Origin of the sequence: Mesorhizobium sp. Root157 (assembly GCF_001427385.1) — a bacterium.
In the GTDB taxonomy this organism is placed as follows: Bacteria; Pseudomonadota; Alphaproteobacteria; order Rhizobiales; family Rhizobiaceae; genus Mesorhizobium.
Genome location: NZ_LMGJ01000005.1, coordinates 38621 through 60143 on the forward strand (window position 1 = coordinate 38621; position 21523 = coordinate 60143).

The 21523-nt window shown below is 61.7% G+C and carries 24 protein-coding genes; 11 read left to right on the forward strand and 13 right to left on the reverse strand.

Annotation, left to right across the window (positions count from 1 at the left end):
- Positions 1–42 precede the first annotated feature (42 nt).
- The 3 genes from ASD64_RS05670 to ASD64_RS05680 all read left to right on the forward strand — a co-directional run bounded on the left by ASD64_RS05670 (position 43) and on the right by ASD64_RS05680 (position 2423).
- Positions 43–1020 carry an adenosine deaminase gene (locus ASD64_RS05670; protein ID WP_056102051.1) on the forward strand — a complete coding sequence of 326 codons (978 nt, stop codon included), beginning with the start codon at positions 43–45 and terminating at the stop codon, positions 1018–1020.
- 92 nt (positions 1021–1112) lie between these two features.
- Positions 1113–1742 (forward strand): uracil phosphoribosyltransferase, encoded by a 630-nt coding sequence (gene upp / locus ASD64_RS05675; protein ID WP_056102054.1) that lies wholly within the window; start codon positions 1113–1115, stop codon positions 1740–1742.
- Between the two features lie 117 nt (positions 1743–1859).
- Positions 1860–2423: a TIGR02281 family clan AA aspartic protease gene (locus ASD64_RS05680; RefSeq protein WP_056102057.1), complete on the forward strand. Its 564-nt coding sequence runs from the start codon at positions 1860–1862 to the stop codon at positions 2421–2423.
- Between the two features lie 4 nt (positions 2424–2427).
- Here the strand turns inward: ASD64_RS05680 and deoA are convergent, their stop codons facing one another.
- The 6 genes from deoA to ASD64_RS05710 are packed head-to-tail and all read right to left on the reverse strand — an operon-like array spanning position 2428 to position 8678.
- Positions 2428–3747, reverse strand: coding sequence for a thymidine phosphorylase (gene deoA, locus ASD64_RS05685; protein WP_056102061.1), 1320 nt, complete (start codon positions 3745–3747; stop codon positions 2428–2430).
- Positions 3748–3780: 33 nt separating this feature from the next.
- Complete coding sequence (locus tag ASD64_RS05690; RefSeq protein ID WP_056102064.1) at positions 3781–4587, reverse strand: purine-nucleoside phosphorylase; 807 nt, start codon at positions 4585–4587, stop codon at positions 3781–3783.
- Positions 4584–4976, reverse strand: coding sequence for a cytidine deaminase (gene cdd / locus ASD64_RS05695; protein WP_056102067.1), 393 nt, complete (start codon positions 4974–4976; stop codon positions 4584–4586). Before cdd ends, ASD64_RS05690 begins: the two co-directional genes overlap by 4 nt.
- Before the next feature lie 60 nt (positions 4977–5036).
- A complete protein-coding gene (locus tag ASD64_RS05700) occupies positions 5037–6008 on the reverse strand; it encodes an ABC transporter permease (protein ID WP_056102070.1) in 972 nt (323 codons plus the stop codon).
- 1 nt (position 6009) lies between these two features.
- Complete coding sequence (locus ASD64_RS05705; RefSeq protein ID WP_056102073.1) at positions 6010–7149, reverse strand: ABC transporter permease; 1140 nt, start codon at positions 7147–7149, stop codon at positions 6010–6012.
- Positions 7146–8678, reverse strand: coding sequence for an ABC transporter ATP-binding protein (locus tag ASD64_RS05710; RefSeq protein WP_056102076.1), 1533 nt, complete (start codon positions 8676–8678; stop codon positions 7146–7148). The genes ASD64_RS05705 and ASD64_RS05710 overlap by 4 nt, the downstream gene beginning before the upstream one ends.
- Before the next feature lie 183 nt (positions 8679–8861).
- On the opposite strand from ASD64_RS05710, the gene ASD64_RS05715 reads away from it, so the two are divergent.
- Positions 8862–9068 (forward strand): SlyX family protein, encoded by a 207-nt coding sequence (locus tag ASD64_RS05715; RefSeq protein ID WP_200957803.1) that lies wholly within the window; start codon positions 8862–8864, stop codon positions 9066–9068.
- 37 nt (positions 9069–9105) lie between these two features.
- Positions 9106–9516, forward strand: a complete 411-nt coding sequence (locus ASD64_RS05720; protein ID WP_056102081.1) for a hypothetical protein — start codon at positions 9106–9108, stop codon at positions 9514–9516.
- 88 nt (positions 9517–9604) lie between these two features.
- Here the strand turns inward: ASD64_RS05720 and ASD64_RS05725 are convergent, their stop codons facing one another.
- The 3 genes from ASD64_RS05725 to ASD64_RS05735 all read right to left on the reverse strand — a co-directional run bounded on the left by ASD64_RS05725 (position 9605) and on the right by ASD64_RS05735 (position 11832).
- Positions 9605–10594: a BMP family lipoprotein gene (locus ASD64_RS05725; RefSeq protein ID WP_056102084.1), complete on the reverse strand. Its 990-nt coding sequence runs from the start codon at positions 10592–10594 to the stop codon at positions 9605–9607.
- A gap of 208 nt (positions 10595–10802) precedes the next feature.
- A complete protein-coding gene (gene msrA, locus ASD64_RS05730) occupies positions 10803–11468 on the reverse strand; it encodes a peptide-methionine (S)-S-oxide reductase MsrA (protein ID WP_056102200.1) in 666 nt (221 codons plus the stop codon).
- Between the two features lie 40 nt (positions 11469–11508).
- The gene (locus ASD64_RS05735; protein ID WP_056102203.1) at positions 11509–11832 is read right to left on the reverse strand and encodes a hypothetical protein; all 324 of its coding nucleotides are present in this window, start codon (positions 11830–11832) and stop codon (positions 11509–11511) included.
- A 149-nt stretch (positions 11833–11981) separates the two neighbouring features.
- Here ASD64_RS05735 and ASD64_RS05740 point away from each other — a divergent pair, with 149 nt between their 5' ends.
- The 6 genes from ASD64_RS05740 (at position 11982) to ASD64_RS05770 (ending at position 17291) form a co-directional block, all read left to right on the forward strand.
- Positions 11982–12908 carry a phosphatase PAP2 family protein gene (locus ASD64_RS05740; RefSeq protein ID WP_082549867.1) on the forward strand — a complete coding sequence of 309 codons (927 nt, stop codon included), beginning with the start codon at positions 11982–11984 and terminating at the stop codon, positions 12906–12908.
- Between the two features lie 278 nt (positions 12909–13186).
- Entirely contained in the window at positions 13187–13384 is a 198-nt protein-coding gene (locus ASD64_RS05745; RefSeq protein WP_056102087.1) for a Flp family type IVb pilin, read from the forward strand.
- A 182-nt stretch (positions 13385–13566) separates the two neighbouring features.
- A complete protein-coding gene (locus ASD64_RS05750) occupies positions 13567–13884 on the forward strand; it encodes a hypothetical protein (RefSeq protein ID WP_056102088.1) in 318 nt (105 codons plus the stop codon).
- Positions 13885–14003: 119 nt separating this feature from the next.
- Positions 14004–14465, forward strand: coding sequence for an NUDIX hydrolase (locus ASD64_RS05755; RefSeq protein ID WP_056102091.1), 462 nt, complete (start codon positions 14004–14006; stop codon positions 14463–14465).
- 410 nt (positions 14466–14875) lie between these two features.
- Complete coding sequence (nspC, locus tag ASD64_RS05765; RefSeq protein ID WP_056102213.1) at positions 14876–15973, forward strand: carboxynorspermidine decarboxylase; 1098 nt, start codon at positions 14876–14878, stop codon at positions 15971–15973.
- 73 nt (positions 15974–16046) lie between these two features.
- Positions 16047–17291 carry a saccharopine dehydrogenase family protein gene (locus ASD64_RS05770; RefSeq protein ID WP_056102099.1) on the forward strand — a complete coding sequence of 415 codons (1245 nt, stop codon included), beginning with the start codon at positions 16047–16049 and terminating at the stop codon, positions 17289–17291.
- 95 nt (positions 17292–17386) lie between these two features.
- On the opposite strand, the gene ASD64_RS05775 is transcribed toward ASD64_RS05770, so the two are convergent.
- The 4 genes from ASD64_RS05775 to ASD64_RS05790 are packed head-to-tail and all read right to left on the reverse strand — an operon-like array spanning position 17387 to position 21454.
- Positions 17387–18235: a citryl-CoA lyase gene (locus ASD64_RS05775; RefSeq protein WP_056102102.1), complete on the reverse strand. Its 849-nt coding sequence runs from the start codon at positions 18233–18235 to the stop codon at positions 17387–17389.
- A complete protein-coding gene (locus tag ASD64_RS05780; protein WP_056102105.1) occupies positions 18232–19410 on the reverse strand; it encodes a CaiB/BaiF CoA transferase family protein in 1179 nt (392 codons plus the stop codon). The genes ASD64_RS05775 and ASD64_RS05780 overlap by 4 nt, the downstream gene beginning before the upstream one ends.
- A gap of 13 nt (positions 19411–19423) precedes the next feature.
- Positions 19424–20947 carry a tripartite tricarboxylate transporter permease gene (locus tag ASD64_RS05785; RefSeq protein WP_056102107.1) on the reverse strand — a complete coding sequence of 508 codons (1524 nt, stop codon included), beginning with the start codon at positions 20945–20947 and terminating at the stop codon, positions 19424–19426.
- A 3-nt stretch (positions 20948–20950) separates the two neighbouring features.
- A complete protein-coding gene (locus tag ASD64_RS05790) occupies positions 20951–21454 on the reverse strand; it encodes a tripartite tricarboxylate transporter TctB family protein (RefSeq protein WP_056102109.1) in 504 nt (167 codons plus the stop codon).
- Positions 21455–21523: the final 69 nt, after the last annotated feature.

The following is a 21523-nucleotide window of genomic DNA, read 5'->3' on the forward strand; positions in this document are numbered from 1 at the left end:
TTTAAGGCGCGGCTGTCAGCCGCTGCAGGACGGGAAAAGCTGATGCCTTTGAAAGCGGAACTGCACTGCCACATCGAAGGGGCCGCATCGCCCGAACTGGTCATCCGGCAGGCGCGGAAGTACGGCAGGGACCCCTCGCCTTTCATCCAGAACGGCTCGTTCGTGTGGCATGACTTCACCAGTTTCCTCGCCGCCTATGATTTTTCCGCCGACCTTTTCCGCAGCGAAGACGACTACGCATTGCTGGCCGAGCACTACCTGACCAGTCTCGCCCGCGACGGCGCGATCTATTCGGAAGTGTTCACCTCGCCCGATCACGCCAAGCGGGCGGGCCTGTCGCCGCAAGCCTATACCGATGCGCTGGGCGAAGGCATGCTGCGCGCCAAGGCCAAGACCGGTATCGAAGGCCGCATGATCGTCACCGGCGTGCGCCATGTCGGTATCGAGGCAATCGAGCAGGCAGCGCGCTTTGCCGCCAGATGCGGCCATCCGCTGGTAACCGGCTTCGGAGTTGCCGGCGACGAGCGCATGGGCGACTTCGAGGACTATGTGCGCGCCTTCGAGATCGCCCGCGAAGCGGGGCTCGGCATCACCATCCACGCCGGCGAATTGATGGGGTGGGAAAGCGTTGCCGCAGCTCTCGACCACATCCGCCCGTCCCGCATCGGCCATGGCGTGCGCGCTATCGAAAATGCCGACCTGGTGCGCCGCATCTCTGAAGAGGGTGTCGTTCTGGAGTGCTGCCCAGGCTCCAACATCGCGCTCTCCGTGTTCTCGGATTTCGGCTCCCATCCTTTTCCGGCCCTGAAGGCCGCCGGCTGCAAGGTGACGCTGAATTCCGACGACCCGCCCTATTTCTGGACTTCGCTGAAGCGCGAGTACGACATCGGGCGCGAGCATTTCGGGATGGACGACAAGGCACTCACTGCCGTTACGCGCACGGCAATCGAGGCCGCCTTCGTCGACAGGAAGACGCGATCGGAACTGCTTTCCCGGTTGAACAGCAGTACTAGTCGTTGATTCTGACGGTGAAAGCTGTGATTGGCATCGGGCTGACGGTTTCTTGCACAAGCGCCGCCCGCTAGTATCGCTGCCAAACACGGAGAAGATTCATGCAGGGCGTCACCGTCGTCGACCATCCGCTTGTGCAGCACAAGCTGAGCATCATGCGCAACAAGGAGACCTCGACGGCCAGTTTTCGGCGGCTGCTGCGCGAGATTTCGCTGTTGCTGTGCTACGAAGTGACCCGCAACCTGGAATTGACCACAACCAAGATCCAGACGCCGATCGAGGAAATGGACGCGCCGATCCTCGAGGGCAAGAAGCTGGTGTTTGCCTCGGTGCTGCGCGCCGGCAACGGTTTGTTGGAAGGATTGCTCGATCTCGTGCCTGCGGCGCGCGTCGCTCATATCGGGCTCTACCGCGATCACGACACGCTGGAAGCGATCGAATATTTCTTCAAGGCGCCGAGCGACCTCGCCGACCGGCTGGTGATCGTCGTCGACCCGATGCTGGCGACCGCCAATTCGGCAATTGCCGCGGTCGACAAGCTGAAGGGGCGCGGCGCCACCAATATCCGCTTCCTGTGCCTGCTTGCCGCGCCTGAGGGCATCGAACGCTTCACCACCGCACACCCGGACGTGCCGGTGTTCACCGCATCCATCGACCGGCAACTCAACGAAAAAGGCTACATCATGCCCGGCCTCGGCGACGCCGGCGACCGCATGTACGGCACCAAATAGACGGCCGTTTACCGGACATTTACGCAATCGGCCGGTCGAAACAGCCAATTGGCCCGTCTTTAAAGGGCTGGATACCAAGACCAGCGTAGGCTGTGTGCCTCCGATCGGGGCAAGCCCATGCTGCGCAGTCTCATCTTTCTCGGCATTGTCGTCGGCGTCTCCTCGGCGATCCCGATGCTTTACCAATCGAACCCGCAAGCGTTCGACGAAGTGGTCAGGTCGCTGACAGGCCACGGCGAACCGGCAGGGGCAACCGTCTCCGAGGTGAAGCTGACAGCCATGCAAGAACCACCGATCGAACAGCCGCTCGGCCGCAAGGTCATGTTGAAGCAGGATCAACTCGGCCATTTCTCGGCGCCCTTCAGGGTGAACGGCCGCCAGATCGACGCTCTCGTGGACACCGGCGCGACGCTGGTCGCGCTCAATACATCAACGGCGCGTCGGGTTGGAATTTCACTGAACCCATCCGATTTCAGGCATGAGGTCAGCACAGCCAACGGCAAGATCAGGGGTGCAGCCGTCATCATCGAGCGGCTGCAGATCGGCAAGATCAACCTGGACGACGTTCAGGCGATCGTGCTTGACGACAAGGCGCTACAGACCAACCTGATCGGCATGAGCTTTCTTGGCCGATTGGCGAGCTACAAGGCCGAAAACGGCACGCTGCTGCTGGCACAGTAGTACGTTATTCGCGCGTCAGCACCCGGCGCAGGATCGCCTTGTCCGGCGAGGGCCGCGACGGTCCGATTGCATAGGCGGCAAGCACGGAGGCGCATGCCCTGTCTGCTTCATCTTCGGTGCGCGCATGCACCAAGGCAAGGGCGTCGCCGACATGGACCTCGGCGCCGACCGGCAACAGGCGGGTGAGGCCGACGGCGTGATCTATGCCGTCGTCGGGCCGTGTACGCCCGCCACCAAGTTCGACCACGGCAAGACCAACCGACCGCGTCGCAACGCCAGTCACGAAGCCGCCCTGCCGTGCCTTGACCTGCCGCTCGATCGGCGCCTTCGGCAGATATTTTTCGGGCTTCTCGACGAAATCGGCAGGACCGCCCAGCGCGCTCACCATGCGCGCGAACACCGCAGCCGCGCGGCCCCCTTCCAGCGCCTCGCCAGCGCGGCGAAAACCGTCCTGGTTGGACGACGCAAGACCGGCCAGTTGCAGCATCTCGGCGGCAAGCGCCAGTGTGACGTCTTCCAGCCGCCTGTCGCGCAGACGCCCGGTGAGAAAATCGACCGCGTTCTTGACCTCGACCGCGTTGCCGGCTGCCGACGCGAGCGGCTCGTTCATGCCGGTGATCAGGGCGGACGCCTTCAGGCCGGCGCCATTCGCCACCTCGACCAGACTGGCCGCCAAGGCCGTCGCATCGCGCGACTTTTCCATGAAGGCACCGTTGCCGACCTTGACGTCGAACACCAGCGATCCAAGGCCGGCCGCCAATTTCTTCGACAGGATGGAAGCCGTGATCAGCGGCACCGATTCCACGGTCGCGGTGACGTCGCGAATTGCGTAGAGCCGCCGATCGGCGGGGGCCAGATCGGCAGTCTGGCCGATGATCGCCGCTCCTGACTCAAGGACCGCCTTGCGGAACAGGGCAAGATCGGGCTGCGAAACATAGCCCGGAATGGAATCCATCTTGTCCAGCGTGCCGCCGGTGTGACCAAGGCCGCGCCCGGAAATCATCGGCACATAGGCGCCACAGGCGGCAACGATGGGCGCGAGCATCAAGGAGACATTGTCGCCGACGCCGCCGGTCGAGTGCTTGTCGCTGACCGGGCCTGGCAGGTCGGACCAGTCGAGCACGTCGCCAGAATCGCGCATGGCCAAGGTGAGCGCCACAACCTCGTCGCGGCTCATGCCGTTGAAGAACACGGCCATGGCGAAAGCCGCCGCCTGCCCTTCCGTCACCACACCCGATGCCAGTCCGGCAATGAAGCCTGCCGTCTCCTCTTCAGTCAGCTTGCGGCCGTCGCGCTTGGCGCGGATGATCTCCTGAGGAATCATTAAAGGCCTTCACCCCCTCTGGCCGACAGAACACTATCCATCGAGCAGCCCTTTGCGGAAGAGATGGTTCAGCACCTTGGCCAGGCGCGCCCCGCCAAGCGGCGCCATGTCCTTGGTTTCCTGATGCGATAGCTCGGCTCCCGTCATGCCGGCGGCAAGATTGGTGATGACCGAGCAAGCCGCGACCCTGACCCCGAAAAACCGGGCGAGGATGACCTCGGGCACGGTGGACATGCCGACTGCATTGGCACCAAACAGCCGAGCCATGCGGATTTCGGCCGGCGTCTCGAAGGACGGCCCCGAGAACCACATATAGACGCCCTTGTGCAGCTTGGTGCGGGTGGCCTTCGCCGCCTTTTCGAAGGCCGCGCGCATACCGGCATCATAGGCCTCGGTCAGCCCGACGAAGCGGCGGTCGCTCGGCTCACCGAACAAGGGATTGGAGCCGGAAAAATTGATGTGGTCGGTAATCAGCATCACCGAGCCGGGCGGCATGTCGGGGTCGAGCGAGCCTGCCGCATTGGTGAGGATGAGCCTGGTCACGCCGAGGCCGGCAAGCGTCTCGATGACCGGGCGCATGACGGCGGCGTTGCCGCTCTCATAGTAGTGGGCGCGGCCGGAAAGCATCAGCACCGGCTGGCCGGCAAGCCTGCCTGCCACAACCTCGCCGACATGCCCGGTGACGCCGCTTTTGGGAAAGCCAGGCAGTTCGGCATGCGGAACCCGAATGGCATCCTCGACCTGTTCGGCCAGGTTGCCGAGGCCGGACCCCAGCACCAGGGCGGTTGTCGGCATCAAACCGCCGAGACGCTCGGTGAGACGATCGACGGCTTGCTTCATTTCAGCATATCGCCGCGAAAGCCGTAGGGCAGCATGTCGCCCATCGTCACGGTTTCGGCGACGCCGGTTTCGTCGCACAGATAGAGCCTGGTGTCGGGCCGGGTGAACTCGGCCAGCCGCTGGCGGCAGCCGCCGCACGGCGTGCATCTGGCCATGCGCTCGGCAATCACCGCGACCTCGACGATCTTGCCGCCGCCGCCCATGATGTAGTGGCCGAGCGCCGTGGTTTCGGCGCACCAGCCTTCCGGATAGGAAGCGACCTCGATGTTGGCGCCGGCAAAGATACGACCATCCTCGGTGCGGATCGCAGCACCGACCGGGAATTTCGAATAGGGCGCATAGGCCTTGGCCATGGCAGCCCTGGCGGCAAGATAAAGGTCATGCGACATTACTTGTTTCCTTGCGCATGATCTTGACCAAAAGCCGGCATCCCCTTTTTGGGATCATGCTTACCGCTCCTTCACATAGGGCACGCCGCCGGCGCGCGGCGGGATCGCCTTGCCGATGAAGCCGGCCAGAAGCACGACGGTGAGGATGTAGGGCAGCGCCTGCATGAACTGCACCGGCACCTTGCCGATGATCGGTAAGGGCGTGCCTTGGAGACGGATCGCCAATGCGTCGAGGAAGCCGAACAGGAGGCAAGCGAACATCGCGTTGACCGGCTTCCACTTGGCGAAGATGAGTGCGGCAAGTGCGATATAGCCCTTGCCGGCAGTCATGTCCTTCACGAAGCCGCCATTCTGCGTCATCGACAGATAGGCGCCTGCCAGCCCGGTCAGCACGCCGGTGCACAAAAGCGCACGATAGCGCAGCCACGTCACCGAAATGCCGGCGGTATCGACGGCGGCCGGGTTCTCGCCCACCGCGCGCAGGCGCAAACCGAAGCGCGTGCGGTAGAGCACCCACCAAGTGATCGGAACCATGGCAAAGGCGATATAGGCGATCAGCGAATGCCCCGACAAAAGTTCGGAATAGAGCTGACCGATGACCGGCACGTCCTTGACCGCATTGGCGCCGGGCAAGGTGATTGACGAAAACCGCTCGCCTTCGGACAGAGCCGGCGTGCGGCCACCCTGGTGGAACCACGCCTGCCCGAGAATGACGGTCGACCCGGCTGCGATGAAGTTGATGGCCACGCCCGACACGATCTGGTTGCCGCGATGGGTGATCGAGGCGAAGCCATGGATCATCGCAAAGGCAATGGAGATGAGGATCGCCATGCCAAGGCCGATAAAGGCCGAATGAAACACGGAGGCAGCCGCCGCGCCTGCAAAAGCGCCGACCAGCATCTTGCCTTCCAGCCCGATGTCGAAAATGCCGGAGCGCTCCGAATAAAGGCCGGCGAGGCAGGCAAGCAGCAGCGGCACCGACAGCCTCAGCGTAGAATCGAGCGTCTGGATAACGGCGTTGAAGATATCCATCCTACGCCCCCTTTCCCTTGGCCGGAGCCATGCCGACCGACCTGGGACTGAACGAGGCGAAAAGCGCCTGGATCGACGGCCTGAACATATGTTCGAGCGCTCCGGCAAACAGGATGACCAACCCCTGGATGATGACGATCATGTCGCGGCTGATCGCCGGCATTTCGAAGGCGAGTTCCGCCCCGCCCTGGTAAAGCATACCGAACAGGATCGCCGCCAGTACGACGCCGAGGGGATGCGAGCGGCCCATCAGCGCCACCGCAATGCCGACGAAACCGGCACCGGCGACGAAATCGATCGCCACATTGTGCTGATCGCCCATGGTCGGGTTGAGCGCCATCATGCCGCCCAGCGCACCCGAAATCATCATGGTGATGACGATAATGCGCGTTTCGGAAATGCCGGCATAGCGTGCAGCCTTGGGGCTGAACCCATAGGTGCGGATTTCGTAGCCGAGCCGCGTGCGCCAGATCAGCACCCATGTCAGGAAGGCCATGACCAGAGCGAGCAGGAAGGAAATATTGAGCGGAGCCGAGCGCACCCTGGCGCCGAACAGCTCGATGATCCAGTTGAGCTTCGGCAACTGAGCGCCTTCGAGGAAAATGCGCGTCTGCGGCGCCATCGAGCCCGCCGGCTTCAACACGCCGACCAGTAGATAAACCATGATCGAGGCGGCGATGAAGTTGAACATGATGGTGGTGATGACGATGTGGGAGCCGCGCTTTGCCTGCAGGTAGGCGGGGATCAATGCCCAGAACGCGCCGAAAGCCGCAGCCGCCAGGATGGCCAGCGGAAAGGTCAGCCACCACGGCAAGGTGGCATCGAATGTCAGGCACACCAACGCGACACCAAGGCCGGCGATGTAGGCCTGCCCTTCGGTGCCGATGTTGAACAGGCCACAATGCACGGCCACCGCCACGGAAAGGCCGGTAAAGATGAAGGTCGTGGCGTAGTAGAGGGTAAAGGCAATGCCCTGCCCGCGTCCGAACGCCCCTTCGACGAGGATAGCGGCAGCCCGCAACGGATTCTCGCCGACCAGAAGCACGACGAAGCCGGCGACGAGGAAAGCGACCAGAAGATTGATCAACGGAATGAGCCCATAGTCGGCCCAGGCGGGAAGCTTGGCGTAAGGGGTGCTCACTCCGCAGCCTCCAGTTGTTCGACGCCGGCCATGAGCAGGCCAAGTTCGCCTTCGCTCGCCTCCGGGCCGCGCTCGCCGACGATACGGCCGGCGAACATCACCACGATACGGTCGGACAGCGAACGGATCTCGTCGAGTTCGACCGAAATCAGAAGAACGGCCTTGCCCTGATCGCGCATGGCGATGAGACGCTTGTGGATGAACTCGATGGCGCCGACATCGACGCCGCGCGTCGGCTGGCCGACGATGAGAACGCCGGGGTCCTGCTCCATCTCGCGCGCCAGCACGATCTTCTGCTGGTTGCCGCCGGAAAAATTGGCGGTCCTCAGCCGACAGTCGGGTGGACGGATATCGTAGCCGTCGATCTTGGATTTCGCATCGTTTCGAATGGCGTCGACATCGAGAAGGAAACCTTTCAGGTAGCGTACATCGTCGTGATAGCCGAGAATCGAATTCTCGTTCTCCTCGAAGGCCAGCACTAACCCGACGTGATGGCGGTCCTCCGGCACATGGGCAAGACCACGGTCGCGCAATTCGCCGGGATCGGCTGTGCCGGTCACGTCGATCGGCTTGCCGTCGAGCAGGACGGTGCCCGAGACCGCGCGCCTGATCCCGGAAATCGCCTCGATCAGTTCGGACTGGCCGTTGCCGGCGACACCGGCGATGCCGACGATCTCGCCAGCGCGCACCTCGAAAGAGACATCATCCACCATGGTGACGCCGCGCTGGTCCCGCACGACGAGATTGTTCACCGCGAGCTTGACGCCACCAGGATTGGCCGCACCCTTTTCCACCCGAAGCAGGACGCGCCGCCCGACCATGAGTTCGGCCAGTTCCTCGACAGTCGTCTGCTTCGTCTGACGGGTCGCCACCATGGTGCCTTGCCGCATGACCGAGACATTGTCGGTAATCGCCATGATCTCGCGCAGCTTGTGGGTGATCAGGACGATGGTCTTGCCCTGCTCCTTCAACTGCTTGAGGATGCGGAACAGATGGTCGGCCTCGGCCGGGGTGAGAACGCCCGTCGGCTCGTCGAGGATCAAGATTTCAGCGCCGCGATAGAGTGCTTTCAGGATTTCCACGCGCTGCTGGATGCCGACCGGCAGTTCCTCGATGATCGCATCGGGATCGACCTCCAGCCCGTATTCGCGCTCCAATCGATCGAGTTCGGAACGCGCCTTGGCGATGCTCTTCTTGAGCAGCGCTTCGCCTTCGGCTCCGAGGATGATGTTTTCCAGAACCGAGAAGTTCTCCACAAGCATGAAGTGCTGGTGGACCATGCCGATGCCGGCCGCGATGGCGTCGTTGGAAGTCCTGATCGTCGTCGGCTGGCCGTTGACCCGGATCTCGCCGCTGTCGGCCTGATAGAAGCCGTACAGGATCGACATCAGGGTCGACTTGCCGGCCCCATTCTCGCCAACGATGCCATGGATGGTTCCGCGCGGGATTTCGAGGTTAATGTCGCGATTGGCATGGACAGCGCCAAAGCTCTTGTTGATGCCGATCAATTCGATGGCGGCCTGTCCCATGCGGGCGTTCCCATTGTTTTTATCGCTTGGTCAAAATGACTAGCATGCCAATCATGCCCACTCTCGACAAAAGGCGGACCGCTTGTCAATTTCCCTCACCACACCCTGTCGTGATATTTGCGCAGGACGCACCGATAGCTCTTTTGTGCCGGGCAGATGACAAGACAAGGGAATAAGCGGATGATCACGACAGACGACCGACAGACGGCGCTGGAAATCCGGTCCGCCGAACAGGAAAAAGCCATCGAAGAGCTATCCGGCCAGATAGCCGAACAATGGAAAGTGATCGAACGCCTGCAGCATAAGCTCAACGCGCTGACGGAGCGCTTCCTGGAATTGGAAGAGCAGTCGGCCGGTGAGATACCGGTAACGAAACCGCCTCATTGGTAAAACGCGCGACTTGTCGCGCGTTGGGGGGACAACCGCAATGACAGGTGAACGCGACCGCATCAGGCGGGCCGGCAATTATGTGCTTGGCCTGCTGGACGATGAAGAGAGGGAACGCGCCGAGCGCGATCTCGAGATCGACCCGGCATTTCGCGACGCCGTGTTGCAACTGGCCGAACGGGCGCATGTATTCGACCTCGGCGAAACGCCTGCCAATCAAGCCGATGCGGGGTGGCGTGCCATTCTCCAGCGGATATCGGAATTGCCGCAGGTTCAAGCCGGCGCCCAGGGGGCCAGTGCAAACGGCGCGGCCGTCAGGCCGCCAATCTCCAGCCTGCGCCACGGGGTCCACGGTGCGGGTCTTCGCCCGACGGGTGGCAAGCTTGGCCCGATCGTGGCGCTGGGCCTGATCCTGATGTTCGCCCTCGGCTATCTCGTAGGGAAATTATGAGCGCCAGTCGCGCGCCGTAAACATCGGCACTCCGGCAAACGAAAACCGCCGGGAACGATCCCGGCGGTCCGCCTCAACACAATTGCGGTCAGTAAGGGCAGGCGCTGTCCGAGGTGTAGTCGTGAACCTCGACCGTACCGGCGATGATGTCGGCCTTGGCCTTTTCGACAGCGGCCTTCATGTCGGCCGTGACGAGGTCCTTGTTGTTGTCGTCCATAGCATAGTCGACGCCACCTTCCTTGAGGCCAAGGTTGTTGAGACCGGCGGTGAACTTGTCGTCCTTGGCATCCATGAACGAGTTGTAGACGGCAACGTCGACCCGCTTGAGCATCGAGGTCAGCACCTTGCCGGGCTGCAGACCGTTCTGGTTGGAATCGACGCCGATGCCGAGTTTGCCGGCATCAGCCGCAGCTTGCAGAACGCCGACGCCTGTGCCGCCAGCTGCGGCATAGATGACATCCGCGCCCTGATCGATCTGGGTCTTGGCGATTTCGCCGCCCTTTGCCGGGTCGTTCCATGCCGCCGGGGTATCGCCAGTCATGTTCTGGATCACCTCGGTCGCGCCGGCAGCCTTGGCGCCACCGACATAGCCGCAGCCGAACTTGCGGATCAGCGGAATGTCCATGCCGCCGATGAAGCCGACTTTCTTGCTTTGGGAAGCGATCGCAGCCATGACGCCGACCAGATAGGAGCCTTCATGCTCCTTGAACACCAGCGAGCGCACGTTGGGCAGGTCGACCGCGTCATCTATGATCGCGAACTTGAGTTCGGGATACTCGGCGGCAACCTTCTTCAGGGAATCCACCCAGGAGAAGCCGGCCATGACGATCGGGCTGCGGCCGTCCTCGGCAAAGCGGCGCAGCGCCTGCTCGCGCTGCGAGGCGTTGGAGACCTCGAACTCGACATAGGCAATGCCGGTTTCGGTCTTGAACTTCTCGGCGCCGTTGAAGGCAGCCTCGTTGAAGGATTTGTCGAATTTTCCGCCGAGATCGTAGAGCAGAGCCGGCTGGATGTCTGCGGCAAAGGCCGGGAAAATCATGGCTGTAGCGGCCAAAAGGCCGAGGACGATGCGTTTCATGTGGTCCACACCCTGTCGGTTGTTTTTCCGTTGTCGTGCAGCGTGTCGGTCGTTTCCGCGCCGGCACGCCGCTTGGGCGGGAGCTTGCGGCCCCTGCCAAAGTCAATCTGGCATGGCCGCAAACAAAATTCATCCGGAATTTTTGACCTTTTGGAAAATCACCGCCAACGGATTGCCAAACGGCGACCCGGTGTTATCCGAATAACATTCAGGCAGGGGCGGAAGCCGGAATCGGACAGGACACGCCCGTTCCCTGCAGTCCGCAATAGCCGTTCGGATTCCTGGCCAGATATTGCTGATGTTCTTCCTCGGCGAAGTAGAATTCGGGCGCCGGTGAAATCTCGGTGCTGATCCTGGCGCGACCGGCGTTGCGCAGTGACGTCTCATACGCGTCACGCGAGGCGATTGCCGCCTGATGTTGAGCCTCACCATAGGTAAAGATCGCCGAACGGTAGGTCGTGCCGACGTCATTGCCCTGGCGCATGCCCTGCGTCGGGTCATGGCTTTCCCAAAACAACTTGAGCAGTTCGCTGTAGGAGACGATCTTGGGATCGAAGACAACGAGCACGACCTCGGCGTGACCGGTCAAACCTGTGCAGGTTTCCTGATAGGTCGGGTTGGGCGTGAAACCGCCGGCATACCCCGCCGCCGTCACCCACACACCTTCGGTTTGCCAGAATAGCCGCTCGGCGCCCCAGAAACATCCCATGCCGAACAGGGCCACCTCCAGCCCGTCCGGATATGGCCCCTTGAGCGGGTGCTTGGATACATAGTGTTTCGCCGCTGTCGGAATGGCTTTGGCACGTCCGGGCAGCGCCTCACCGGCTTTCGGCAAGGCGAGCTTCTTGTTCAAGATGTCGCTTAGAAAAAACATCGCGGTCTTCCTTTCGTTGTGCCGAGGCACCGGAAAGATATCAAGTCGCAGCGTATCGCCCGGCGGCCCGCTCGCGCCTGTAGCCGACGGCATAGAAAAGCAGCGCAAGGCCACAGAAAACGGCAAAGCCCGGCAGGCTGAGCAGCCAGTTGGCACCCATGTCCCACAAAATCGGCGACAACTTTTCGCGCACGAACATTTCCGCGGCAGCCATCGTCTGCGGCGACACGGCGTTCCAGCTCGTTTTGAGCGGCGTCAGCACCAATTGCGAGGCGGCGACAGTGCGCGTCGCATCAAGCACCGCCATGATGACGGCAATCGAAAGCGAAACCATCGCGGCCAACCGGAACACAAAGCGAAACATCCAGATCTTTCCAATGTCTGTTTCGGATAGACAGATATGGCGGACGACGCCCAGGTGCAATCGTCCAGACGAGAAATTGAGCTGTCATCCGGTCAGGCCGACAGCGCATCAATTAGCGAATTCTTGAGTTTCTTGTGCAAAGCAAGGCCATGAAACCGGCAACGACGCATCTTCTTCCGGCAGAGGTTTTCGTCTTCAGGGTGACTGCGACTGCGGCACTGATCGATGTCGCGTTGATCCTGCTGCGCGGTTCGAAGGTCGATTTTATTGCCTACGGAACGCTTGCCGGACTGGTGACGGCGCTTTTGGTTCTGGGTCTTTTCTATCGCCGGTCGGGACGCAGCGACACCATCGGCGCTGTGGCGACCAGTGCCGGGCTTTTCATTGCTTTCACAGCGGTCATGTCGCTGTTCAATTATCTGCTGACGCCGAACTCCAACCCGACGATCGACCACTGGCTCATGCAGGTCGATGCCGCACTCGGTTTTGATTGGCCGGGAATGCTCGGATGGGCCGCGCACCATCCGTGGTTCAACGAATTCATGCGCCTTTCCTATGCATCTACCTTGCCGCAGATTGCACTGCTGCTCGTGGTGCTTGGCCTGAGTTCCCGTCTTGACGATTTGCAGGCGTTGATGGTCACCGTGGTCACGGCTGGAGCAATCTCCGTGATGTTTTGGGGTCTGTTTCCTAGCCTCGGTCCGAGCGCATTTTATGACCTTCCAGCGCAAACTCTGCATACCGTCCGGCCAATAGTCGGTCCTGACTATGGCGCGGAAATCCTGGCGCTATTGAAAAATGGCGCGCCTTTTCTCAGTCCGAACGAACTCCGCGGATTGATCGCGTTCCCGTCTTTCCACATCGTGCTAGCATTCGCGGCCACCTACTATGCGCGCAATGTGCGGTGGTTGTTTGCGCCCTATCTGGTCATCAACCTCATCGTACTACCGGCTGTTCTCGTTCATGGTGGCCATCACCTTGCCGACATTCCGGCTGGCATGGCCGTATTCGCCTTTGCAGTTGTTTGCGCGCGCTTGGCGGTTCGCAGGCGTCGGCCCGCACTGGCAACCGCTTAAAGCGCACGGCCCCTCAGCCGTTTATTTACGCCAAGGCGTCCGATAGCGCAGTGAACGCCGAAATCGCAATGGTTGCGTGGTCGGCCATATCAGCCTCAACCACTTTATTTGCTTAGAAAAGCAGCCGCATTGTTCGGCATTTGTTAAGCACGCACAGCCACAACTATTCCTTTACCATTCCTTTTAACGCAACCGAAATTGGTTCCCGGCATGGTTGGGCCACGGTTCGACAAGAGACCGTCTACGGAAGTCACAACCTGGGCAAAAGGAATACTGTCATGACCAAGCTTCTTTCGCGTTTCGCCAAGGACGAGTCGGGCGCCACGGCAATCGAATACGGCCTCATCGCTGCCCTGATCGCTCTGGCCATCATCGTCGGCGCCGGCGCGCTCGGCTCTTCGCTCAATACGCAGTTCGGCAAAATCGCAACGTGCGTTGGCGATGCAGAGGCTTGCGCTGAAGCGGCTGCTAACTGATTAGCGGTAGCAAAAGTAACAACTGTAGAAAGGCCACCCCTCAGGGGTGGCCTTTTTCTTTTTGAAGCCCACCGAAGCCGCAAGCCACAAGATTCTTCTACCGTAGACTCGGAACGCACAACCTGCGACTGGAACATGCGCGAGATGTCCCTACATACAACAAGAATAGCGACGGATCGGCCATGTCACGAACCCACAAGCTGGCGATTGTTCTTTCAGCAGCCCTCGCCCTGTTGCCGGCTACGGCCGGGCCCGGAGCGACGGAACCGCTGCCCGCGATCAATCAGGGCACAATAGGCGCTCAGGATCGCACAACCGAGATGATGATCCTGCAGAACCGGCTGCAGCGGCAGCAATTCCAGCAGCAGCAGCAACAGTTCCGCCAGCAAGACAGGCAGCAGGTCGTGCCGCCGCAAGTGCAGCGCCCCGAAGTACCGGCGCTGGGGCTGAACTGCCGGATCGAAGTGTTCGGCAACAGCTACGTAAAGAAATGCCGCTGACGCACCGGCTTGCCTGAATTCATTAGCCGTCTATCTTATCGCGCGAGAAACAAAGCCGAATCGCCTTGTTCCGATGACACAGAACCGTGCGCTATAAGCACGGCAAAATGAGACAGCTAATGCCGACACCCAAGAAACGTGCGATCCGCAAGGCCAAGAAGGGACAAAGGGTCCGCCAGGTGGCCGCCATTCCGTTCCGGATCGGCGAGACCGGCGAGATCGAGGTGATGCTGGTCACCTCGCGGGAGACGAAGCGCTTCATCGTGCCGAAGGGTTGGCCGATGAAGGGTAAGAGCGGGCGCAAGACGGCAACGATCGAAGCGCTGGAGGAAGCCGGAGTTGCCGGCAAGACGCTCAAGGCCCCGGCGGGCAGCTATTCTTACTGGAAACGCTTGCCGGCAGGCTTCGTGCGCGTCGATGTCACCGTCTACCTGCTGGAGGTCCAGGAGGAATTGTCGAAATGGAAGGAGACGGCCAAGCGCCAGCGCGCGTGGCTGTCCGCCCCGCAGGCAGCCACTTTGATCGATGAGCCCGACCTGTCGACACTGATGAAGACATTGAAAGTGCCCGAAGAACTCTAAGCATGTCGCCCGAGAGTGGGAACCGATTTCGGGATAACGACATGCATAAAAACAAACACTTAGAGCGCGCCGGCGAATCTGAAAGATCGCGACGCGCTCTAAGCATGCGTAAAGCGAGGCCTTTCAGGCGCAACGCGCTTTAAGTCGCGGCACCATGGCCCCTTCCATCCTTGACATGGGCGGCCGGACCCTTAGGGTGGCGCGCCATGATGAAGGTATACGCCACAAGGCGGCTCGAGCCTCGCTGCTCGCAGCCAAATTCCGCCAGGTCAAGCGTCTGACTTGACGCCAGACGTTCCGGCGTAACCGGAACCAGCCTTAACATTGTACGGAAATCTCGCACCCTATCCGTGTCCGGCACGGCCGACGCGACAGCCGGCATACTCGTTCTTCCTTCAAACGGAACCTCGATGATCACCACCCCATACTACCTGATCGACAAATCCGGGCTGCTCAAGAACATGGAGACCATTGCGCGCATACGCGAGCAATCCGGCGCCAAGGCTCTTCTTGCCCTGAAATGCTTCGCGACATGGTCTGTTTTCGACCTCATGCGCGACTACATGGACGGCACGACATCGTCTTCGCTGTTCGAGGTCAAGCTCGGCCGCGAAAAGTTCGGAGGCGAAACGCACGCCTATAGTGTCGCTTATGCCGACAACGAGATCGACGAGGTCGTCTCCAATGCGGACAAGATCATCTTCAACTCCATCGGCCAGTTGCAGCGTTTCGAAGGCCGGACTGGCGCCATTGCGCGCGGGTTGAGGCTCAATCCCGGCATTTCGTCCTCCACTTTCGATCTCGCCGATCCCGCACGTCCGTTCAGCCGCCTGGGTGAATGGGATGCCGCCAGGGTCGAAGCGGTCATGGACGGCATCAGCGGCTTCATGATCCACAACAATTGCGAGAACACGGATTTTACCCTGTTCGACCGCATGCTCGGCCAGATCGAGGAGAAATTCGGGCCGCTGCTGAAGCGCGCCGACTGGGTCAGCCTCGGCGGCGGCATCCATTTCACCGGAGAAGGCTATGCGGTCGACGCCTTCTGCGAGCGCCTGAAGGCCTTTGCAGACCGCTTCGGCGTGCAAGTGTACCTGGAACCCGGCGAAGCTGCGATCACCAACAGCACGACGCTGGAGGTCAGCGTGCTGGATACGCTCTACAACGGCAAGCAACTGGCCATCGTCGACAGTTCGATCGAAGCCCACATGCTCGATCTGCTGATCTACCGCGAAAGCGCCAAGGTCGCCCCGAACGAAGGGCCGCACAGCTACATGGTGTGCGGCAAGTCGTGCCTGGCGGGCGACGTGTTCGGCGAATTCGCCTTCCCGAACGAACTGAAGGTCGGCGACCGCATTTCGATCAAGGATGCCGCCGGTTATACCATGGTCAAGAAGAACTGGTTCAATGGCGTGAAAATGCCGGCGATCGCGATCCGCGAGATCGACGGATCGATCAAGGTCGTTCGCGAGTTCACCTTCGCGGACTACGAGCAGAGCCTGTCCTAGGAGACGGCTTTCCGCCTGCAATTGCGTGAAACACGCAGGCACTCCCCCAACCAAGAAGGAATTGTCCCCCGGAATGAAAAAGAACGTGCTCATAATCGGCGCTGGCGGTGTGGCGCAGGTCGTGGCGCATAAGTGCGCGCAGAACAACGATGTGCTCGGCGACATCCATATCGCCTCGCGCACCCTTGCGAAGTGCCAGAAGATGGCGCAATCCGTCCGGGACAAGAACAGCTTCAAGACAGGCGGCGCCATCGAGGCGCACCAGCTTGACGCCATGGATGTCGAGGCAACCAAGGCGCTGATCAAGAAGACGAGCGCTGAAATCGTCATCAATGTCGGCTCGCCCTTTCTCAATATGTCGGTGATGACCGCCTGCATCGAAACAGGCGCCGCCTATATCGATACCGCCATTCACGAGGACTCTGCCAAGGTGTGCGAAACGCCGCCATGGTATGCCAACTACGAATGGAAGCGGCGCGAGGCGTGCGAGAAGGCGGGCATCACCGCCATCCTCGGCGCCGGCTTCGATCCGGGCGTCGTCAACGCCTATGCCAAGCTTGCCGTTGACGATTATTTCGACCGCGTCGATTCCATCGACATCATCGACATCAACGCCGGCAGCCATGGCCGCTACTTCGCGACGAATTTCGATCCGGAGATCAATTTCCGCGAGTTCACCGGCCGTGTGTGGTCGTGGCAGGACAGCAAGTGGACCGAGAACAAGATGTTCGAAATCCGCAGGGATTGGGACCTGCCGGTGGTTGGAACGAGCCAGAGCTACCTCACCGGCCATGACGAGGTGCATTCGATTTCGCAGATCCTGGGCGTGCCGAATGTCCGCTTCTGGATGGGCTTCGGCGACCATTACATCAACGTCTTCACCGTGCTCAAGAACCTCGGCCTCTTGTCGGAGCAGCCAGTCACGACCGCTGAGGGGCTCGAAGTGGTGCCGCTCAAGGTGGTGAAGGCCGTGCTGCCGGATCCGGCCTCGCTGGCGCCTAATTATTCGGGCAAGACCTGCATCGGCGACCTGGTCAAGGGCATGAAGGACGGCAAGGAGCGCGAGGTCTTCATCTACAACGTCGCCGATCACAAGGAGGCATTCGAGGAAGTCGGCTCCCAAGGCATTTCCTACACCGCAGGCGTGCCGGCGGTGGCGGCGGCCATGCTGATTGCCACAGGCGAATGGGACGTGAGGAAAATGGCCAATATCGAGGAACTGCCGCCGCGGCCATTCCTGGATCTGCTTGGCCGGATCGGTCTTCCGACCCGTGTCCGTGAAGGCGACCGCGACGAGGCCCTTGCACCGACAACCTGACCACAGGCAGCAGGCTTGAGCGCGTCGCGATCTTTCAGTTCGCTGGCGCGCTCCAAGTGCTTGTTTTTATGCACAGCACCGAAGCGCCTGTCCGTTCAGCCGGAAGCGTCGTCTTGCGGCAGCGGGCGCTTCGGCGCGCCGGTATAGGCCCAGAGCCACTCGCGCGGCAGCGGCCCCTTGTTGCGCTCGCCGCGTTGCGACTGTTCCCACGCATGGGCAAGGATGCCGACCGAGCGCGACAGAACGAACAGGCCGCGCGTCAGCGGCGGCGGGAAACCAAGCTCGCCATAGATGACGGCTGTGGCACCGTCGATATTGAGCGGGATCGTCTTGCCTTTCCGGCGCGAGATTTCTGCTTCGATCGCTTCGGCAATGGCGGCGAAGCGGCCGCCGACGACACCGCGAGCGGCAAAATCGCGCGTAACTTCCAGGAGGCGCGGCGCACGCGGGTCGACCGGATGGAAGCGATGGCCAAAGCCCGGCACATAGCCGCGCTCCTCGGCAAAGAACCGGTCGAGCCGAGCGACGACAGCCTGCTCGATCGCTGTTCCGGCGTCCATCGCAGCGGCGATATCTCCGTAGAACGACAGCGCCTGTTCGCCAGCCCCACCATGCACGTCGCCAAGAACATTGATGGCCGAGGCCATGGCGCTGTTGATGCCGACTCCACAGGTTGCCGCCATGCGGGCAATGGCAATCGAGGGTGCCTGCGGGCCGTGATCCACCGCCGCCGCCAAGGCGATGCCCAGAAGGTCCGCCTGGTCCTCGCTCGGCAGTTCGCCGCGCAGCATCAGCCAGATCGTTGCCGGGAAGCTGACGCGCCCGATGAGATCCTGGATTTCATAGCCGCGCAGACGGATGACGCCGGGGTACATCTCGATGATGGACGTTTCCCACCACCCCTCGCCGTGCGCACGGCCTGCGTCCTTGTCCTGTTCACTCATGCCGACGCCTCGCCGCGCTTCGGCAAATTCGAGAATATCTCGTCCATATGCTGGCCAAGTGCCGGCGGCGGCATGGCCGGCGACGGCGCATCTCCGTCGACGAGCACCCCGCCGCGTACGACAGTCAGGGGGCCATCGACACCGGCAACGGATTCGAAACGGGTCGTAAGCTGCCGCTCGACCACTTGCGGCTCGATAAGCACCTGCGGGATCGTGAGGACCCGGCCAGCCGGAATGCCGGCCCGGTTCATCCGTTCTTCCCACACCGCCGCCGGCGCCACCGCAAGAGCGGCTTCGATCCGCTCGGTCAGCGCCTTGCGGTTGCGCTTGCGTATCTCGCGCTCGGAAAAACGGGGGTCCTCGGCCAGTTCCGGCTCGCCGATGAGGCGGCAAAGCGCAACGAACTGCTCCTGTTTGTTTGCCGCAATGTTGAGCAGCCCCTCGGCCGTGCGGAACGTGCCGGAAGGGGCGGCCGTCATGTTGTCATTGCCCATCGGGCGCGGATCGACACCGGCGGTGAGATAGTTGGAGACCGGCCAGCCCAGCGCCGACAGCGTGCATTCCAGCATCGACACGTCGAGGAAGGCGCCCTTCCCGCTCGCCTTCTGCCGCACCAAGGCTGCCGCAATCGAAAACGCCCCGACCAGGCCGCCCAGCGTATCGGCTACCGGATAGCCGACACGCAGCGGCGCCGTCTCCGGCGTGCCGGTGATGCTCATGATGCCGGACAGGCCCTGGATGATCTGGTCGTAGGCCGGGTTGTCGCGCATCGGGCCGGTTTGTCCGAAGCCCGAAATCGCGCAATAGACGAGACTGGGCCGCACCTCTTTCAGCGCCTCGTAGCCAAGGCCAAGCCGCGTCATGACGCCGGGCCGGAAATTCTCGACCAGCGCGTCCGCCGTGGCGACAAGGTCGAGGAAACGGTCGCGGTCGGCGGCATTCTTCAGGTCGATCACGACCGAGCGCTTGCCGGCGTTTTGAGCCAGAAAGGAAGCGCCCATCCGGGCTTCGTTGAGTTTGGGCGAAGCACCGAGTTGCCTGGCGAGATCGCCGCCGGACGGCGCTTCGACCTTGATGACGTCGGCCCCGAGCAGCGCCAGTTGATAAGCGCAATAAGGCCCTGCCAATACATTGGTCAGGTCGAGGACACGGATGCCGGAAAGCAGGTCGATCACTTCAATTCACCGTTCAGGCGTCGCCGGGGACATTCTCAGGCCCGCGCATGCGCTTGCGGTCGAAATAGGACCAGACCATCGGCCCGAGCATGCCGAGTGCCGCAAGGATAAGCAGCGACAACGACAGGGGTTGGGTAAAGAACACCGTCCAATCGCCATTGGCGATGGTCATGGCGCGGCGGAACTGCGCTTCCGCCAGCGGACCGAGGATCATGCCGATGATGACCGGGGCGGTGGGGAAGTCGAAACGCCGCATCAGGAACCCTGCCGCCCCAAGCAGATAGAGCACCACCAGGTCGGTCACCGAACGCGATATGCCGTAGGTGCCGACCGTGGCGAACACCAGAATGCCGGCATACATCTGCGGAGCAGGGATTTTAAGCAGCCGGATCCACAGGCCGATCAGCGGCAGGTTGAGGATGACGAGGATGACGTTGGCGATGAACAGGCTGGCGATCAGGCCCCAGACCAGATTGCCCTGCGTGGTCAAAAGAAGCGGCCCGGGATTGATGCCGTAGCTCTGGAATGCCGAGAGCATGATGGCCGCCGTCGCCGATGTCGGCAGGCCGAGCGTCAGCATCGGCACCAGCACGCCGGCAGCCGAGGCGTTGTTTGCGGCTTCCGGGCCTGCGACGCCCTCAATGGCGCCCACCGTGCCGAATTCTTCCTTGTGCTTGGAAAGCTTCTTTTCCAGCGCATAGGACAGGAATGTCGGGATTTCTGCGCCGCCCGCCGGCATTGCGCCGATGGGAAAGCCGATCAAGGCGCCTCTGATCCAGGCCTTCCATGAACGTTTCCATTCCTGCGCGGTCATATAGAGCGAACCGCGCAGCGGAACGATCTCGTCCTTGCCTGCATAGCGGCGTGAAGCGACGTAAAGCGTTTCGCCAACCGCAAAGAGCCCGACCGCGCCGATGATGACGTCCACCCCGTCGAGCAGTTCCGTCGAGCCGAAGGTGAAACGCGGCTGCCCCGTCTGCAGGTCGATGCCGATCAGCCCGATGACGAAACCGATGAACAGGCTGGTGAGGCCGCGCACTGCCGAAGAGCCGAGCACGGCAGAGACGGTGATGAAGGCCAGAACCATGAGCGAGAAATATTCGGCCGGTCCGAAAGCCAGCGCGATCCCGACAACGACGGGTGCAAGGAAGGCGACGCCGAGCGTGCCGATGGTGCCAGCCACGAAGGAGCCAATGGCGGATGTCGCCAATGCCGCCCCGCCACGGCCGGAGCGGGCCATCTTGTTGCCTTCCAGCGCCGTGACGATGGTGGCGCTTTCACCGGGCGTGTTGAGCAGGATCGAGGTGGTCGAGCCTCCATACATGGCGCCGTAGTAGATGCCGGCAAACAGGATGAACGAAGCTTCTGGCGCCACCTGATAGGTGATGGGCAACAACAGCGCGATGGTGAGCGCAGGGCCAAGGCCGGGCAGCACGCCGATGGCCGTGCCAAGCGTGGTGCCAAGCAGGCACCACAGCAGGTTGACAGGCGTGAACGCAACAGTGAAGCCGTGTGCAAGCTGGCTGAGAGTGTCCATGCATCAGGCTCCCAGCAGGTTTTCGATGAAGCCGGCGCCGATATTGACGCCCAACGCCTTGGCAAAGCCGAAATAGGCGGCGAGTGCCAGCACCAGTCCGATCAGCACATCGCGCAATGGATTGCGGCTGCCGAAACCGTAACAGACAAGCACATACATCGCCGCGGATGCCACGGTGAAGCCGAGGGGCTGTATGAGGACCAGATTGGCAATCAGGCCCGCGACGACGAAGCCCATGGCCTTCCAGTCGGTCGGGGTCTCTTTTTCTTCCTCGGGCTGCCACCCGCCGCGCACAGCCTTCAAGACCAGCAGCAGGGAAAGCACCGTCATGCCGAGGGTGGTTATATACGGAAAAACGGTCGGGCCTACCTTCGAGTAAAGCGGGGAGACCGGGATCGCCAGGGTTTGCCAAAGGGCGGCGCCCGAGGCCGCCAGCATGCCGAGGCCAATCAGGAGTTCAGGAACCGCAAGTCGCGGACGCACGGCAGGCTGTTCGCCGTTGCTCATTCTCACCTCCCATGACGACCGCGCCTTGGCTCAGTGTCTGGCGCCGGACCGACGAAGCCGGACGACGCA

Excerpts from the sequence above, each read along its gene's own strand:
- ASD64_RS05750 (WP_056102088.1), top strand. The coding sequence starts at position 13,567 with ATGTCACGAACCCACAAGCTGGCGATTGTTCTTTCAGCAGCCCTCGCC.
- ASD64_RS05710 (WP_056102076.1), bottom strand. The coding sequence starts at position 8,678 with ATGGGACAGGCCGCCATCGAATTGATCGGCATCAACAAGAGCTTTGGC.
- upp (WP_056102054.1), top strand. The coding sequence starts at position 1,113 with ATGCAGGGCGTCACCGTCGTCGACCATCCGCTTGTGCAGCACAAGCTG.
- ASD64_RS05735 (WP_056102203.1), bottom strand. The coding sequence starts at position 11,832 with ATGTTTCGCTTTGTGTTCCGGTTGGCCGCGATGGTTTCGCTTTCGATT.
- msrA (WP_056102200.1), bottom strand. The coding sequence starts at position 11,468 with ATGTTTTTTCTAAGCGACATCTTGAACAAGAAGCTCGCCTTGCCGAAA.
- ASD64_RS05790 (WP_056102109.1), bottom strand. The coding sequence starts at position 21,454 with ATGAGCAACGGCGAACAGCCTGCCGTGCGTCCGCGACTTGCGGTTCCT.
- ASD64_RS05775 (WP_056102102.1), bottom strand. The coding sequence starts at position 18,235 with ATGAGTGAACAGGACAAGGACGCAGGCCGTGCGCACGGCGAGGGGTGG.
- ASD64_RS05680 (WP_056102057.1), top strand. The coding sequence starts at position 1,860 with ATGCTGCGCAGTCTCATCTTTCTCGGCATTGTCGTCGGCGTCTCCTCG.
- ASD64_RS05740 (WP_082549867.1), top strand. The coding sequence starts at position 11,982 with ATGAAACCGGCAACGACGCATCTTCTTCCGGCAGAGGTTTTCGTCTTC.
- ASD64_RS05770 (WP_056102099.1), top strand. The coding sequence starts at position 16,047 with ATGAAAAAGAACGTGCTCATAATCGGCGCTGGCGGTGTGGCGCAGGTC.
- cdd (WP_056102067.1), bottom strand. The coding sequence starts at position 4,976 with ATGTCGCATGACCTTTATCTTGCCGCCAGGGCTGCCATGGCCAAGGCC.
- ASD64_RS05700 (WP_056102070.1), bottom strand. The coding sequence starts at position 6,008 with ATGGATATCTTCAACGCCGTTATCCAGACGCTCGATTCTACGCTGAGG.
- ASD64_RS05785 (WP_056102107.1), bottom strand. The coding sequence starts at position 20,947 with ATGGACACTCTCAGCCAGCTTGCACACGGCTTCACTGTTGCGTTCACG.
- ASD64_RS05725 (WP_056102084.1), bottom strand. The coding sequence starts at position 10,594 with ATGAAACGCATCGTCCTCGGCCTTTTGGCCGCTACAGCCATGATTTTC.
- deoA (WP_056102061.1), bottom strand. The coding sequence starts at position 3,747 with ATGATTCCTCAGGAGATCATCCGCGCCAAGCGCGACGGCCGCAAGCTG.
- ASD64_RS05755 (WP_056102091.1), top strand. The coding sequence starts at position 14,004 with ATGCCGACACCCAAGAAACGTGCGATCCGCAAGGCCAAGAAGGGACAA.
- ASD64_RS05690 (WP_056102064.1), bottom strand. The coding sequence starts at position 4,587 with ATGAAGCAAGCCGTCGATCGTCTCACCGAGCGTCTCGGCGGTTTGATG.
- ASD64_RS05720 (WP_056102081.1), top strand. The coding sequence starts at position 9,106 with ATGACAGGTGAACGCGACCGCATCAGGCGGGCCGGCAATTATGTGCTT.
- ASD64_RS05745 (WP_056102087.1), top strand. The coding sequence starts at position 13,187 with ATGACCAAGCTTCTTTCGCGTTTCGCCAAGGACGAGTCGGGCGCCACG.
- ASD64_RS05670 (WP_056102051.1), top strand. The coding sequence starts at position 43 with ATGCCTTTGAAAGCGGAACTGCACTGCCACATCGAAGGGGCCGCATCG.
- nspC (WP_056102213.1), top strand. The coding sequence starts at position 14,876 with ATGATCACCACCCCATACTACCTGATCGACAAATCCGGGCTGCTCAAG.